The 14,288-nt window shown below is 73.2% G+C and carries 10 protein-coding genes; all 10 read right to left on the reverse strand.

Features of this window, described 5'->3' with window-relative positions:
* Positions 1-16: 16 nt before the first annotated feature.
* The gene (locus ACFWBY_RS06600; RefSeq protein WP_385341107.1) at positions 17-1,723 is read right to left on the reverse strand and encodes a protein phosphatase 2C domain-containing protein; all 1,707 of its coding nucleotides are present in this window, start codon (positions 1,721-1,723) and stop codon (positions 17-19) included.
* Between the two features lie 3 nt (positions 1,724-1,726).
* Entirely contained in the window at positions 1,727-4,588 is a 2,862-nt protein-coding gene (locus ACFWBY_RS06605) for a tetratricopeptide repeat protein (RefSeq protein ID WP_385341143.1), read from the reverse strand.
* Positions 4,589-4,593: 5 nt separating this feature from the next.
* The gene (locus ACFWBY_RS06610; protein ID WP_385341145.1) at positions 4,594-5,886 is read right to left on the reverse strand and encodes a hypothetical protein; all 1,293 of its coding nucleotides are present in this window, start codon (positions 5,884-5,886) and stop codon (positions 4,594-4,596) included.
* A 71-nt stretch (positions 5,887-5,957) separates the two neighbouring features.
* Positions 5,958-7,043: a glutamate ABC transporter substrate-binding protein gene (locus ACFWBY_RS06615; RefSeq protein WP_385341109.1), complete on the reverse strand. Its 1,086-nt coding sequence runs from the start codon at positions 7,041-7,043 to the stop codon at positions 5,958-5,960.
* Between the two features lie 5 nt (positions 7,044-7,048).
* Positions 7,049-8,455: a hypothetical protein gene (locus tag ACFWBY_RS06620; RefSeq protein WP_385341111.1), complete on the reverse strand. Its 1,407-nt coding sequence runs from the start codon at positions 8,453-8,455 to the stop codon at positions 7,049-7,051.
* Between the two features lie 265 nt (positions 8,456-8,720).
* The gene (locus ACFWBY_RS06625) at positions 8,721-9,743 is read right to left on the reverse strand and encodes an N-acetylglucosamine kinase (protein WP_385341112.1); all 1,023 of its coding nucleotides are present in this window, start codon (positions 9,741-9,743) and stop codon (positions 8,721-8,723) included.
* Positions 9,734-10,999 carry a 6-phospho-beta-glucosidase gene (locus tag ACFWBY_RS06630; protein ID WP_385341114.1) on the reverse strand — a complete coding sequence of 422 codons (1,266 nt, stop codon included), beginning with the start codon at positions 10,997-10,999 and terminating at the stop codon, positions 9,734-9,736. Before ACFWBY_RS06630 ends, ACFWBY_RS06625 begins: the two co-directional genes overlap by 10 nt.
* 6 nt (positions 11,000-11,005) lie before the next feature.
* Entirely contained in the window at positions 11,006-11,920 is a 915-nt protein-coding gene (locus ACFWBY_RS06635; RefSeq protein ID WP_385341116.1) for a carbohydrate ABC transporter permease, read from the reverse strand.
* Between the two features lies 1 nt (position 11,921).
* Positions 11,922-12,803: a carbohydrate ABC transporter permease gene (locus ACFWBY_RS06640; protein ID WP_385341147.1), complete on the reverse strand. Its 882-nt coding sequence runs from the start codon at positions 12,801-12,803 to the stop codon at positions 11,922-11,924.
* 126 nt (positions 12,804-12,929) lie between these two features.
* Positions 12,930-14,264 carry an ABC transporter substrate-binding protein gene (locus ACFWBY_RS06645; RefSeq protein ID WP_385341118.1) on the reverse strand — a complete coding sequence of 445 codons (1,335 nt, stop codon included), beginning with the start codon at positions 14,262-14,264 and terminating at the stop codon, positions 12,930-12,932.
* Between the last annotated feature and the right edge of the window lie 24 nt (positions 14,265-14,288).

Here is a 14,288-nt window from a genome sequence, read left to right on the forward strand (position 1 = left end):
TCCTCGGGGACGGTGATCAGGCCTGGGCCTGCGGGGCGGCGGGGCTCGCGGTCGTGCTCCGCGGCGGCGCGGAGAAGGGGATGAGGGCCACCGTGACGTTGTCGTGCCCGCCGCCGTCGAGCGCGTGGCCGACCAGCACCTGCGCGCTGTGCAGGGGCCGGACGGCGGCGTCGGCGGGCAGCACCTGGGCCATGTCCCGCGCGGACTCGGCGTAGTTCCACAGTCCGTCGGTGCAGACCACGATCACGCCGTCGTGGTCGGGCTTGAAGGTGGCCGTGTGCGGTTCCAAGTCGTAGGCGTCGGCTCCGAGCCAGCCGGTGATGGCGTGGGCGCGGACGTCGGCGTAGGCCTCGGCCTCGCCCATCAGGCCCGCCGCGACCATCTGGGCGGCCCAGGAGTCGTCCTCGGTGAGGCGGCGGGGAAGCGCGGCCCGGTCGTCGGGGACCCAGTAGGCACGGCTGTCGCCGACCCAGCCGATGGTCAGCAGGTCGCCGCTGACGACGGCCCCGACCAGGGTGCAGGCGGGGGCGTTCTGGGCACCGGGCACCTCGGGCGCGAGGGCGTTGACCGCGGCCGCGGCGGCCAGGATCGCCTCGTGCATGGCCTCCTGCGGGTGGGCGCCGCGCGGGAGGGCGTCGAGCAGGGCCTCGTTGGCGGCGCCGGCGGCGGCGGCGGAAGCCTCGTCGGGGCGACTGGCGGAGGACACGCCGTCGCAGACGATGGCCACGGTGGCGGCGGAGCCGTCGGGCAGTGCCGTGGCCGCCACGGCGAAGGAGTCCTCGTTGCGGTGGTGGCGCAGCCCGCGGTCGCTGACGGCGGCGACGCTGCCGAGTTCCTCCTCGAGGTGGTCCCGCTCCCGGGGCTGCGCGTGCCCGCAGTGCTCGCAGTACCCGTCGGTGTCCACCCGCCCGGCGCGGCACGCGACGCAGGTCTTCCCGCCGCCCTCCGGCTCACCGCCGTACGGGGCCTCGTGCGCGGAGCCGGGGCCCTGCGGGGCGCTGTAGGGCGGTTCGTGGCCGTCGGCCGCGCCCTCGGAGGGCACCGGGTCCGTGGAACCCGAACCGGAAGCGGGGCCGGCGCCGGGACCCGGGCCGTACGGGGCTCCCGGCTCCGGAGCGGCTCCGGAGGCTTCGTGTCCCGCCGACTCGTACCGGGCTCCGCCCGAGGAGCCGGTTGCGCCCGCGGGGCCCGCGGCGCCCTGGCCGAGGGGGACGGTCGGCCCGTAGGGGTCCGAGCCGGCGCCGTACGGGGCCGCGCCCGCAGGCTGCCGGCCTTGCGCGGCGGGGCCGTCGTACCGTTCCTGCCCGCCGGCGCCCGGGCCGTCGTACCGTTCCTGCCCGCCGGCACCCGGGCCGTGGCCGGCCGTGGCCGGACCGGTCCAGCCGTCGGGGCCGGAGGCCAGAGTGGGGGCGGCGGTGGAGGTGCTGCCCCAGCCGGGCGCGGCCTCGCCCGACGCGTACCCGGTCGCGGCCGGCTCGCCGTATCCGCCGGGCGCGAAGGCGCCGGAGGACACGGGCGCGAGGACCTCGCCGGGCTCCGGGCGGCCGCGCGAGGCCGGGACCCCGGCCGGCATTGCGCTGGACGGGGCCGCCGGGGCCGCCGGTGTGGCCGGTCCAGCGGGGGCGGAGGCCGTGAGGGCGTATCCGCAGAGGCCGCAGAAACGGTCACCCTCTTCCAGGGGTTCCGCGCAGCTGGGGCAGCCCGACGGCCGATGCATCGACATCAATCACACCCACGTCCGTGGACGGAAACGGTTTGCCCGCTCCACCAGTTCGATCCTCTCCTCGCCCCGCTGTGCCAGCCGTGCCAGCACGCGGAACGAGCGCTCCAGGCCGAAGCGCAGCCCCCGCTCGTCCAGTTGGCAGCCGAACAGCGAGGTACCGCCGGGGTCGGAACCCCGGCTACCCGACAGTACCCAGTCCAGCGCCGAGCCCAGAACTTCCGCCCTCAGTCGCTCGTGGCGCACCGAGTCCAGGCCGAGCCTGCCCAGAGCCTCCACCTGCGCGGCGGTCGCCGTCAGATCGGGCAGCAGGGCGTCCTCGGGAGACCGGTCGCGCAGGCGTGCCCGTACGGCCGCCACCCGCGCGGCGGTGTAGTGGATCGACGCCTCCGGTACGGATTCCAGCGTGCGCACGGCTCCGCCCCGGTCCCCGGCGGCCAGCTGCACCCGGGCCAGCCCGAACGCCGCGCCGACGAAGCCCGGATCCGTGGCCCACACCAGGCGGTAGTACTCGGCGGCGTTGTCCAACTGCCCCAGGACCTCGGCGCACAGGCCCAGCGCCAGCTTCGGCGCCGGCTCCCCGGGGAAGGCGTCGTACACGGCGTCGAAGGACAGTGCCGCCGTGGCGTCCTCCCCGACGGCCAGTGAAGCGATGCCGCGGGCCCACACGACCCGCCAGTCGTCCGGGTGCAGTGCTTCCAGCGCGGCCAGCGCCTCGCGGACCGCGGGTGCGTCGGCCTCGCCCAGTTCGAGCCGGGCCCGGAGCTCGCGCAGCCGCACCTCGGCGGAGTCGGCCGGCGCGGAGCGGAGCGCGGCCAGCAGGTCGCCCGGGGCGGAGGCCAGCAGACCCGCCAGGAAGCCGGCATTGGGGTCGGCGGAGTCGACCAGCGGCACCGGCAGCGCCAGCGCGGCCTCGCGGGTGTCCAGCGTCGACAGCTCCGGCCTCCGCAGGGCGGCCACGGCGGAGGGCGGTGCCACCGCCGCCGGGGGCCGGCGCGGGGCGGGGACGGCCGGAGCGGCGGCCTTGTGCGTCGACGTGGTCATGAGACCGGTCGCTCCGTGGCCGGCGACCGGTGCGGCCGAGGGGGCGACCAGCGGGAGGGAGGCAGGTGCCCCCGGCGCGACCGCCGAAGCAGGAGCGGAGGCGTAACCAGGACCGGGACCGGGAGTGGAGCCGTAACCAGGACCGGGAGCCGAGGCGCAATCAGGAGCGGAGCCCGGACCGGGGGACGGTCCCGTGCCCGGAGCGGAGGACGGTCCGGGACCCGGGACGCCGGCCGCGGACCCCGCCGTGCCGGAGCGCCGGGACACCCCCCACCGCTTCGCGGTCCGCCCGCCGAGCCGGGACACCTCCGCCTGCGGCTCGTCGGTGAACAGCCGGTCGTCCGGCACGCGCAGCTCCGGCCCGAACAGCGTAGAGACCTGCGGCCTCGGCCGGCCCGTCTGGAGCGCGACGACCTCCCGCAGCACCCCCGTCAGCTGGTCCGCCATCTCCTGCGCCGACGCGAACCGCCGGCCCGGATCCGGGTCGGTGGCCCGTACCAGCAGCCGGTAGAACGATTCGTACCGCCCGAACACCTCGATGTGCTCCGGGTCCGGCAGCGAGTCCACGAAGACGTTCGTGTAGCCCTGGAAGTCGAAGGTCAGGACGGCCAGCGTGCGCGCCACCGTGTACAGGTCGGAGGCGACCGAGGGGCCGACGTCCGCGACCTCCGGTGCCTGGTAGCCCACGGTGCCGTAGATGGCCGACTCCTCGTCGTCCATCCGCCGCACCGCGCCCATGTCGATCAGCTTCAGCTGGTCGGCCTGCTGGATGGCGTTGTCGACCTTGAAGTCGCAGTAGAGGAGGTTCCTGCTGTGCAGGTGGCCGAGCGCCTCCAGTGCCTCGATGCCGTAGGCGCACGCCTGCTCCACGGGGAGCGGATCGCGCCGTCCGTCCGTCCGCCGCCGCTCGTTGGCGATCTCCTTGAGCGACTTGCCGCCCACGTACTCCATGACGATGTACCCGTCCAGCGAGCCGGTCCGCTGGTCCAGGTGCTCCACGAAGTTGTAGATCCGCACGATGTTGGAGTGCTCGATCTCCGCGAGGAAGCGCCGCTCCGAGATCGCGGCCGCCATGGCGTCCTGGTCCCCGGTGTCGAGCAGGCCCTTGAGCACCACCCACCGGTCCGAGACGGCGCGGTCCACCGCGAGGTAGACCCATCCGAGGCCGCCGTGGGCGAGGCAGCCCGCGACCTCGTACTGGCCGTGGACGAGATCGCCGGCGTGCAGCTTGGGCACGAAGGAGTACGGGTGCCCGCACTTGGTGCAGAAACCTTCCGTCCGTCCCTGCCGCTCACCGCGCGCCCGACCCACCGGGGCACCGCAGTCGGAGCGCGAGCAGAACCGCTTGCGCTCCGGGACCTCCGGATTCTCCAGCACCGCGGCCGAAGGATCCGGACGCGGCACCTCCGGAACGTTGACCAGCCCGGCCCCGAGCCGGCCGCGGCCCGAACCGGAGGCGGCCGAGCCCGAACTGCGCACCGACACCGACCGGGTGGACGCGGCGCCCGAGAGGGCGCGCGACAGCCGGCCCGACACCGAGCGCCGGGAGGAGGACGAGCGCGAGGACCGGGAGGCCCGCGAGGAGGCCGAGGAAGCGGACCGCCCGGATCCGTGGGACGCCCGGGACCCCTGAGATCCCTGGGAACCCTGCGAATCACGGTGGCGCGCCGCGCTCGTCATCCCCGTCGGTACCGACACCAGCTCCTCGGCGCCCGCCGCGACCGCTCCGGCCGGCGCCAGCCCGCAGGTGCCGCAGTACAGCTCGCCGCCGCCCATGTCCTCATAGGACCCCGGGCAGCCGGAGCGCATGCACGCCGTTCCGATCAGACTCACGCGTCCCCCTCTCCCGGCCCGACGGGCCACTCCCGATCCACTCGCGACTGCTGTTGCTGTTCTTGCTGCTGCGGGACCAGGGTCTCGGCCGCCGCCCGCTGGTAGCGCAGCACGGCCTGCTCGGCGGCCCGCAGGTCGCAGGGCGCGCTCCACAGCATCCGCCGGGCCGTGTCGTACCGCTCCATGAGCAGCGGGTCCTGCGCCATTCCGTGCCGGGCCACCTTCGCCTTGTAGGCGTCGAGCCGCCCGCGCAGCTCCGCCCGCACCGCCAGCGGGGCCGTCACGGCCGTCAACGACTCACGGGCCCGGAGCAGTTCCTCCTCGGCCCGCCGCTCCAGCGACTCCAGCAGCGGCGACAGCCGGTGCCACTGGGACCGGCGCCGGTACTCGGCGGCCGCCGACAGCTGCTCCTGCAGGGCCGTCGGCGGACCGCTCACCGCGGGCACCTCGGACGCCGCGATCTTCGCCAGGACCTCGCCGCGCGCCACCCGGGCCTCCGCGAGGGTCCGGTCGGCCCGGGAGAGCACGTCACGCAGGCCGATCAGCCGCTGCTCGGAGTCCTGCCGGACGGCCAGCACCGCCTCGACCTCCCGGCGTACGTCCTCCAGCGCGAGCGCGGCCCGGTCGTACCGCCTGGTGTCGGGCCGGCCGCCGCCCGGTGCCGAACTCCCCGCTACCGGGACCCAGAACGCCAGCGGGTCCTCGATCACCCGCGCCCGCAGCTCCGTCAGCTCGGCCGTGATGGCCTCCAGGTCGTCCCCCGAGGGGTGTTCCCCGGGGCGGACCCCCACCGAGTGGGCGAGCGTGCGCGTGCGGTGCAGTTCGGCGGAGAGCAGGTCGATCCGGGCCGGCAGCGCGGACCACACCGAGTCGGCGGCCACCACCACGTCCAGGGAACCGGCGTACAGCTCGTTCATGCGGGCCACCAGCTCGGCGAGGGAGAACCGCTCCGCCAGCTGTGCGCCCTCGACCGCGGCCCCGGCGATCAGCACCCCGGGCCCGCGCAGCCGGTCGGTCAGCTCGACCAGGTCCTCGCGGCTCGGCCAGCGCCGCCGCTCCCGGATCTGGCGGGCGGCGGCCAGCGCCCCGCTGTAGGCGTCGAAGTAGCGCCACAGCCGGGTGATGGCCGCGTCCGCCACGGCCCACCGCTCCTTGGTGACCCCGGTCAGTCCGGCGCCCTCCAGGAGGCGCCGCCCGGCGTGGTCCTGGAGCGCGAGCAGCGAGGTCTCGACCGCCTCGTGCTCAGCGGCCAGCCGGGCCAGCGCGCGGTCCACGCCGTCCCGGTCCATCACTGCCGATCCAGCTTCCACCGGCCCCGCCTTCGGTTTCGTGACATCGGGCTCAGAATCCGCCACCGGCATCAGTCCCGGTACTTGGGCGCGGGCGGTCCGCTCACGCCGGGCAGAACGGGCTTCAGGTGGGTCTTGTAGGCGTTCATCCACGGGCTGTCCTCACCGCCCGAACGGTAGTCCTCCAGCACCTTGTTGACCCGGCGTACCAGGTCGCCGGCGTCCTTGTTCATGGCCACCCCGTAGAACTCCCTGGTGAACGGGGAGCCGACGAGCTGGATCGAGGGGTCCTGCGCGGCCTGGCCGGCGGCGAGGGCGTTGTCCGTGATGATGCCGTCCACCTCGCCCAGCTGGAGCCGGACCAGGCAGTCCAGCTGGTTGGGGACGCTGACGGGGACGGATCCGTACGACTGGGAGGCCAGTGCCGCCTCCGCCGTGGAACCGGCCGCCGTGCAGATCCTGCGGTCCTTCAGCGAGGCGTCGTAGCCGGTGATCGCCGAACCCTTGGGCACCAGCACCTGCTGCCCCGCCTCGAAGTACGCCGTCGAGAAGGCGACGTCCTCCAGCCGCTTGCAGTTGATCGTCATCGTCCGCACGACGATGTCGACGGTGTTGTCCTTGAGCGCGGGGACGCGCTGGCTCGTGGGGATCGCCCGGTAGATGACGGCCTTCTCGTCGCCCAGGATGTCCTTGGCGATGGCCTTGACCAGGGCGATGTCGAAGCCGTCGAGCTGGCCGGCCGGATTGCGGTAGCCCCATTTGAAGCTGTTCTGGTCCACGCCCGCGACGAGGTGGCCCGCCGCGCGGATCCGCTGGATGGCCGGCCCGTCCAGGCCGCCCGGGCGCAGGCTCGCCTCGGGGTCCTGGCAGGTGTCGCCGGGAGCCAGCGGGGCGACGGCCGTCCTGGCCGGCTCGCGCACCAGGGACGGGTGACCCGGGCCGCCGGGGGCCGCCTGGGCCAGCGGCAGCAGCACGGCCGCCGCCGTCAGCGCGCAGGCCACGGCCATCGCGGCGACCCCGCCCCAGCCGCGCAGCCGGCCCGCGAGCCGCCCTACGCCGCCGGGCTCGCACTCCGCTTCCGCGCCGTGGACCCCGGCGGGTCCGGTGGCCCCGGCGCGCGCGGAGCCCTCGTCCTCGTGCCTCGACCGTCCCGGCATCGCGCTCACCTGTACTCCGAAAGCCTGCGCCCGATGCCGAGCAGAGCGGCCACCGAGCCGACGACCGCCAGGGCCGCCGTGCCTGTCAGCAAACCGTCGAGCGCGCCGAGCCCGTCCCGCGCCGCCCGGGTGAACTCCCGCTGCTCGTGGACCACGGCCTGTTCCAGCGAGGCGTCCACCGTGTCGAAGGCCGCCCCGCTGTACTCCTTGTGGTCCTTGTCCCCGATGACCTGCCCGAGAGCGCCCTGGTAGTCGCCCTGCAAGTCCGTCTGCCGCGCGGCCGTGTGCAGTTCCTTCCACCGCTTCACGCCGTCGGTGGCTCCGGCGACGGGAGTGCGGCCCGCCTCGTCGTCGGCCAGCTTCGACGCCGCCGCGAGTCCCGTTTCCAGCAGCTCCATGTCGTGGGTGAAGTCCACGTCGTACTTGTCGGACTTCTTGTCTTCCGCCAGTACGGCGCCGCGCGAGATCAGCGTCAGGTTCTCGTTCGCACGCGCCCGGAGCGAGGCGATCCGAGCGTCGTTGAGCACCTTGAGGGACTCCTGTCCGTCCGTCCGTGCCTCGCTCAGCCCCGACCGGGCGACCGTGTGGCCCGCCGCGAGCCACAGCAGGACCGCCAGCGAGGCGGCGGTCGCGGCGACGAGCCCGTGGTTCAGGACGCGGTTCGTACGGCGGTAGTTGCGCCGCTGGGCCCAGACCAGGGCGGCCAGCGCGAGCAGACCCGCGCCGAGCGAGGCCAGCGGCACCGCGCGGGCCTCGTCGTAGTCCGTGTAGAGCCGGCCGGTCTCCGCCTCGTAGAGCCGCTGCGCGGCGGGCAGCAGCTGGGTGCTCATCTGCTCGTTCGCGTAGCGGAGGTAGGCGCCGCCCAGCGGCAGGCCCTGCTTGTTGGTGGCCCGTGCCTGCTCGATCAGGCCCGTGTAGCGGGGCAGCTGCTCGCTCAGCAGGGTGATCTGCGCGCGCGAGTCCTCGCCGGCCCCGGTGTTCGCGGCCGCGCTCACCAGCAGCCGGGACGCGTTGGCTATGTCCTTCTCGTAGCGCCGGCGGACCTCGCGCGGCTCGTCACTGCCGGCGAGGAAGCCGCTGGAGGAGGCCGTGTCGGCGTCCGCGAGGGAGCGGTAGATGTTCGCCGCGTCGGCGCTCAGCGGCTGGCTGCGGCCCACCACGTCGTCGGCGGAGGTGACCCGGCCGGAGATCTCCCAGAAGGCCACCGCTCCGAACAGCAGGACCAGCGCGGCCAGGACCGCGCCGATGATCCGCAGCCGGCCGGGCTCGGTCGTGGCGGCGGCGCGCAGCCGCTCCACGCCCTCGGCCCAGGCCGTGCTCCGTCGGGGCAGCCCGTCGGGAGGCGGCGCGGGCGGCCCGGAGGGCGGCACGACGCCGCCTTCGGGCGCGGGCGCGCTTGATGTGATGGCCACCGTGACCTCCCCCTCGGTCCTTCGTGCTCCGCAGCAGTATGGCCTTAGTGACGGTGGACCACAGCACCGGTGCTGGATCGGGCACGATCCGCCCCGGTCCATCCCCCTGTCGGGGCACGATCCGCCCGGTCCGTCCCCCTGTCGGAACCCGGTCCGCCCCCGGCCGGGCCCCTGTCCCCCTTCAGCCGCCCGCCAGGACCCCTGCCGTCACCCCGTCACCGTGAATACGCCCCACCGGCCGCCGTGGTTCCTCAGGACCCGGGGTTCATCCGAAATGGGCACGCAGCTTCCCGAAGGCCTCGGGCGGAGCCCCGAGCGCGTCCAGTCCCAGCAGTCCGGCGCCCAGCACCGGCGGGGCCGTCACCACCGACAGCCGGGCGTACGGGGCCCGCTCGGCGAGCAGGTCCCCGATCCGCCCGTTCAGCTGCGGATGCCGGGCGGCCAGCACGCTGCCGCCCAGCAGTACGGGTGCCTCCTCGTCCAGCAGGCCGAGCCTGCCCAGCGCCACCGAGGCCAGTGCCACCACTTCCTCGGCCTGCCGCTCGATGAGGGCCGCGGCGACCGCGTCGCCGGCCGCGGCCACCGCGAACAGCACCGGCACCAGCTCGTGGACGCGGCCGGGCGCGATCGTGCCCAGGTGCACCGCCTCGATGAGTCCGTACATGGAGTCCAGTCCGAAGTGGTCCGGCAGGGCAGCCGCGAGCTCCGTCGGTCCGCCGCGCCCGTCCTCGGCGCGCGCCGCCCACCACATGGCTTCGAAGGCCAGTCCGCCTCCGCCGCCCCAGTCGCCGGAGATCTGCCCGAGCGCCGGGAACCGGGCCGTGCGCCCGTCGGGCAGCATGCCCACGCAGTTGATGCCGGCCCCGCACACCACCGCGACCCCCCGGGGGCCCGCGGCGCCGGTCAGCCCGGCCCGCAGGATCGCGAAGGTGTCGTTGCGCACCTCGGTGGCCGCGCCCCAGCCGCGCGCGGCGATGGCGTCCGCGAGCCGGCGCTCCTCCACCGGCAGGTCCGCGTTGGCCAGACAGGCAGCGACCCGGGAGGCGTACGGGACACCGGGCGCGAGCCGCGGCAGTCCGGCGGCACCGACCGCCTCCGCGACGGCTTGCCCGAGGACGTCCACCGCCGCCTCCACCCCGACGCGCGGGGGCTGGAAGCCGCCCGCGCGCCCGGTTCCGAGGACCGTGCCGTCCGCGGCGATCAGCGCCACGTCCGTCTTGCTGTTGCCCGCGTCGACGGCGAGGACCGCCGCGGCCGCCGGCGGGGGAACGGGCCGGCTCACGCCCATGCCAGGTGCTCCTTGTTGTGCGCGAGGAGCCGGTCCGTCAGCCCCTCGGCGAGGTCGAACTGCCCCACCAGGGGGTGCGCCAGCAGGGCCTTGAAGACCCGCTCGCGGCCGCCGCGCAGCGCCGCCTCCAGCGCGAGGTCCTCGTAGGCCGTCACGTGCGCGACGAGCCCCGAGTACAGCGGGTCGAGCCGGGGTACGGCCAGCGGCGCCGGTCCGGAGCGGTCCACCCGGGCCTGCACCTCGATGACCGCGTCGTCGGGGAGGAACGGCATGGTCCCGTTGTTGAGCGTGTTGACCACCTGTACGGCGCTGCCGCCGTCGCCCAGCAGGGCCGCGGCCAGGTCCACCGCCGCCTCCGAGTAGAAGGCCCCGCCCCGCTTGGAGAGCAGTTCCGGCTTCTCGTCGAGCGCGGGATCCCCGTACAGGCCGAGCAGTTCCTTCTCCATCGCCGCGACCTCGGCGGCCCGCGAGGGCTTGGTCCCGAGTTCCCGGACCACCTCGTCGTGCGCGTAGAAGTAGCGCAGGTAGTAGGAGGGCACGGCGCCGAGCCGGTCCAGCACCGCGCGCGGAAGGCGCAGGTCCGCGGCGATGGCCTCGCCGTGCGCGGCGATCAGCCCCGGCAGCAGGTTCTCGCCCTCGGGGCCGCCCTTGCGCACCCCGAGCTCCCAGGTGAGGTGGTTGAGCCCCACGTGGTCGAGGTGGATGTCGGCCGGTGTCAGGTCCAGCATCGCGGCGAACCTGCGCTGGAAGCCGATGGCGACGTTGCACAGACCGACCGCCTTGTGCCCGGCCTGCAGCAGGGCACGGGTGACGATCCCGACCGGGTTGGTGAAGTCGATGATCCATGCGTCCGGGTTGCTGCGCCGGACCCGTTCCGCGATGTCGAGCACCACCGGCACCGTGCGCAGCGCCTTGGCGAGACCGCCCGCGCCGGTGGTCTCCTGGCCGACGCAGCCGCACTCCAGCGGCCACGTCTCGTCCTGGAGCCGGGCCGCCTGACCGCCGACGCGCAGCTGGACCAGGACCGCGTCGGCGTCGGCGACGCCCGCGTCGAGGTCGGAGGTGGTGGTGATGCGGCCCGGGTGCCCCTGCTTGGCGAAGATGCGCCGGGCCAGGCCGCCGATCAGCTCCAGCCGTTCGGCGGCCGGGTCGATCAGCACCAGCTCGCCGATGGGCAGGGTGTCGCGCAGCCGCGCGAACCCGTCGATCAGCTCGGGCGTGTAGGTGGAACCGCCGCCCACCACTGCGAGTTTCATGGTCATTCAGCCTTTCACTCCGGTCAGGGTGACGCCCTCGACGAATGCCTTCTGGGCGAAGAAGAAGAGGACGATCACCGGTGCCATGACCAGCACGGTCGCCGCCATGGTCAGGTTCCAGTTGGTGTGGTGGGCGCCCTTGAAGGACTCCAGCCCGTAACTGAGCGTCCAGGCGGCCGGGTTGTCGGACGCGTAGATCTGCGGGCCGAAGTAGTCGTTCCAGGCGCAGAAGAACTGGAACAGCGCGACGGCGGCGATGCCGGGCTTCGCCATCGGCAGGACCACCCGCACCAGGGTGCGGAACTCGCCGCAGCCGTCGACCTTGGCGGCGTCCAGGTACTCGTCGGGGATGGTCAGCAGGAACTGGCGCAGCAGGAAGATGGAGAAGGCGTCGCCGAAGGCCATCGGGATGATGAGCGGCCACAGCGTCCCGGACAGGTCCAGCTGCTTGGCCCAGAACAGGTACATCGGGATGACGACCACCTGCGGCGGCAGCATCATCATGGCGATCACCAGCAGCAGCGACAGCCGCCGGCCGCGGAAGCGGAACTTGGCGAGCGCGTAGGCGACGGGCACCGAGGAGACGACGGTCAGCAGGGTTCCGAGGCCCGCGTAGAGCAGGGTGTTGCGCCACCAGGTCAGGAAGCCGGGGGTGTGCCACACCTTCGCGTAGTTGCCCCACTCCCAGCTGTGGGGCCACAGGTCGCGGGTCAGCGCCTGCTGGTCGCTCATCACCGAGGTCAGGAAGAGGAAGACGAACGGCAGGACGAAGAAGAGTGCCGCCGCGACGCCGAGGGAGTGCACGGCGACCCAGTGCAGGGCCGCCCGGCGGCGCGCGGTGCGCACGGCCCGCGCGGAATCCGACGTACCGGAGGCGGCGGGACGCGGGGCCCGCTTCGGGCGGGTGAGGGTCTGGCTCATGTCAGTCACCTGCCTCGATCAGGCCGCCGCGCCGCCGCATGAGCAGCGCGGTGAAGGCCATGGAGAGGGCGAACAGCACCAGGGCGACCACGCATGCGGTGCCGTAGTCGAAGCGCTGGAAGCCGGCGTTGTAGATGACCTGGGGCAGGGTCAGCGTGGACTTGTCGGGGTAGCCGGGCTCGAACTGCTGGCCCGAGCCGCCGATCACGCCGGCCGCCACCTTCCCCGCCACCAGGGGCTGCGTGTAGTACTGCATGGCCTGGATGACCCCGGTGACCACCGCGAACAGGATGATCGGCGAGATGTTCGGCAGGGTGATGTGGCGGAAGCGCTGCAGCGCGCCGGCGCCGTCCAGTTCGGCGGCCTCGTACTGATCGCGCGGTACGTCGAGCAGTGCGGCCATGAAGATGACCATCAGGTCGCCGACCCCCCAGACCGCGAGCGCGGTCAGCGCGGGCTTGGACCAGTCGGCGTCCGTGAACCAGCTGGGCGTGGGCAGTCCGACCGCGTCCAGCAGGGTGTTCACCGGGCCGGTGCCGGGGTTGAGCAGGAAGACGAAGGCCAGGGTCGCGGCCACTGGCGGGGCCAGGTAGGGCAGGTAGAACAGGGTGCGGAAGATGCCCGTGCCGAGCTTGATCTTGGTGATGAGCAGGCCGGTGCCGAGGCCGAAGACGACCCGGCAGGCGACCATCACCACGACCAGCCACAGGGTGTTGCCCATGGCCGGCCAGAACATCGGGTAGTCGGAGAACACGTAGGACCAGTTGTCCAGCCCGTTGAAGACGGGCGGACGGAAGCCGTCGTACTTGGTGAAGGAGAAGTAGACGGTCGACAGGAGCGGGTAGGCGAAGAAGACGCCGAACCCGATCAGCCAGGGCGACATGAAGGCCGCCGTGCGCAGCGCCGACCTGCGCCGTCTCGCCCGCAGCTCGGGGGAGGGGGAGGGCGGGGGCGGGGGCGACGCGGAGGGGGAGGGCGAGGGAGGGATCGCGGTCGCGGTCATCAGTGGCTACTTCGCCTTCGCGATGTCCGTGTCGATCTGCTGGTCGGTCTTGGCGAGACCGGCCGCGAGGTCCGCGACGTCCCCCTTCTCGACCCCGTACGCGAAGTCCGTGAAGGTCAGCTGGTAGGTCCCGCCGTCGGCCTGGGCGGGGGTGGTGCTCGACTTCGGGTGCTTGGCGATGTCGATGAACGTCTTGAACTCCGGGCTCACCTGGAGCTTGGGGGAGTCCAGCGCGGCCAGCGTGGAGGGCACGTTGTGGATGGCGTTGGCGAACTCCACGACCGCGTCGGTGTCGGTCGTCATGTACTTCGTCAGTTCCCAGGCGGCGTTCTGCTTCTGGCTCTTCGCGGAGATGCCCATGATCGTGCCGGAGAGGTAGCCCTTGCCGTAGTCGCCGACCTGGTCGTCCGGCACGGGCAGGGGCGCGGTGCCGATCTCGAAGGCGACTCCGGCCTCCTTCGCCATGGACGCGCGCCACTCGCCGTCGATCTGCATCGCCACCAGGCCCTTGTGGAAGGGGTGCTCCGCGCTCCACTCGTCGCCGAAGGTGTTGCGGAACTTCTCGAGCTTCTCGTAGCCGCCGAGCTTGGCGACCAGGTCCTTCTGCGCCGTCAGCATCTTCGCGAAGGCCGGGTCCTTGGCCAGGTTCGACTTGCCGTCGGCGCCGAAGTACGACGGACCCCACTGGGCGGCCAGCCGCATGGGCGTGGTCTCGTAGCCGTGGAAGGTGGGCATCAGGCCGAGCTGCTCGTACGAGTCGCCCTTGGCCACCGTCAGCTTCTGCGCGGCCTCGACGAACTGGCTCCAGGTCTTGATCGGTTCGGTGATCCCGGCGGCGGCGAAGGCGGTCTTGTTGTAGACGAGGCCGTACGCGTCGTTCAGCAGCGGCAGCGAGCACTGGTTGCCGTTGAACTGGGTGTACTCCATCAGGGTCTTGGGGAAGACCTTCGCCTTGTCGATCCCGGACTTCTCCAGGAGGGGGTTCAGGTCCGCGAACGCGCCGGTGTTGCAGAACTTGCCGACGCTGTCCGTGGTGAAGGAGGAGACGACGTCGGGGGCCTTGTCCCCGCCCGCGCGCAGCGCCTGGTTGATCTTGTCGTCCGTCATGTTGCCCGTGACGTTCACCTTGATGTTCGGGTGCGCCTTCTGGAACCGGGCGATGTTGTCCTCGATGGCCTTGATCTCGCTCGGGGCGGACCAGCCGTGCCAGAAGTTGAGGGTGACTTCCTTGTTCGGGTCGTCGGCCGCGGTGTTCGCGGTGGAACCCGTACAGGCGGTGGCGAGTACGGATATCGAGGCGACGGCGACGGCGGCGGCGGTCAGACGGCGGGTTCTGGGCATGACGGAGTCACTCTCTGCGCGGGG

Source organism: Streptomyces sp. NPDC060049, assembly GCF_042736715.1.
In the GTDB taxonomy this organism is placed as follows: Bacteria; Actinomycetota; Actinomycetes; order Streptomycetales; family Streptomycetaceae; genus Streptomyces.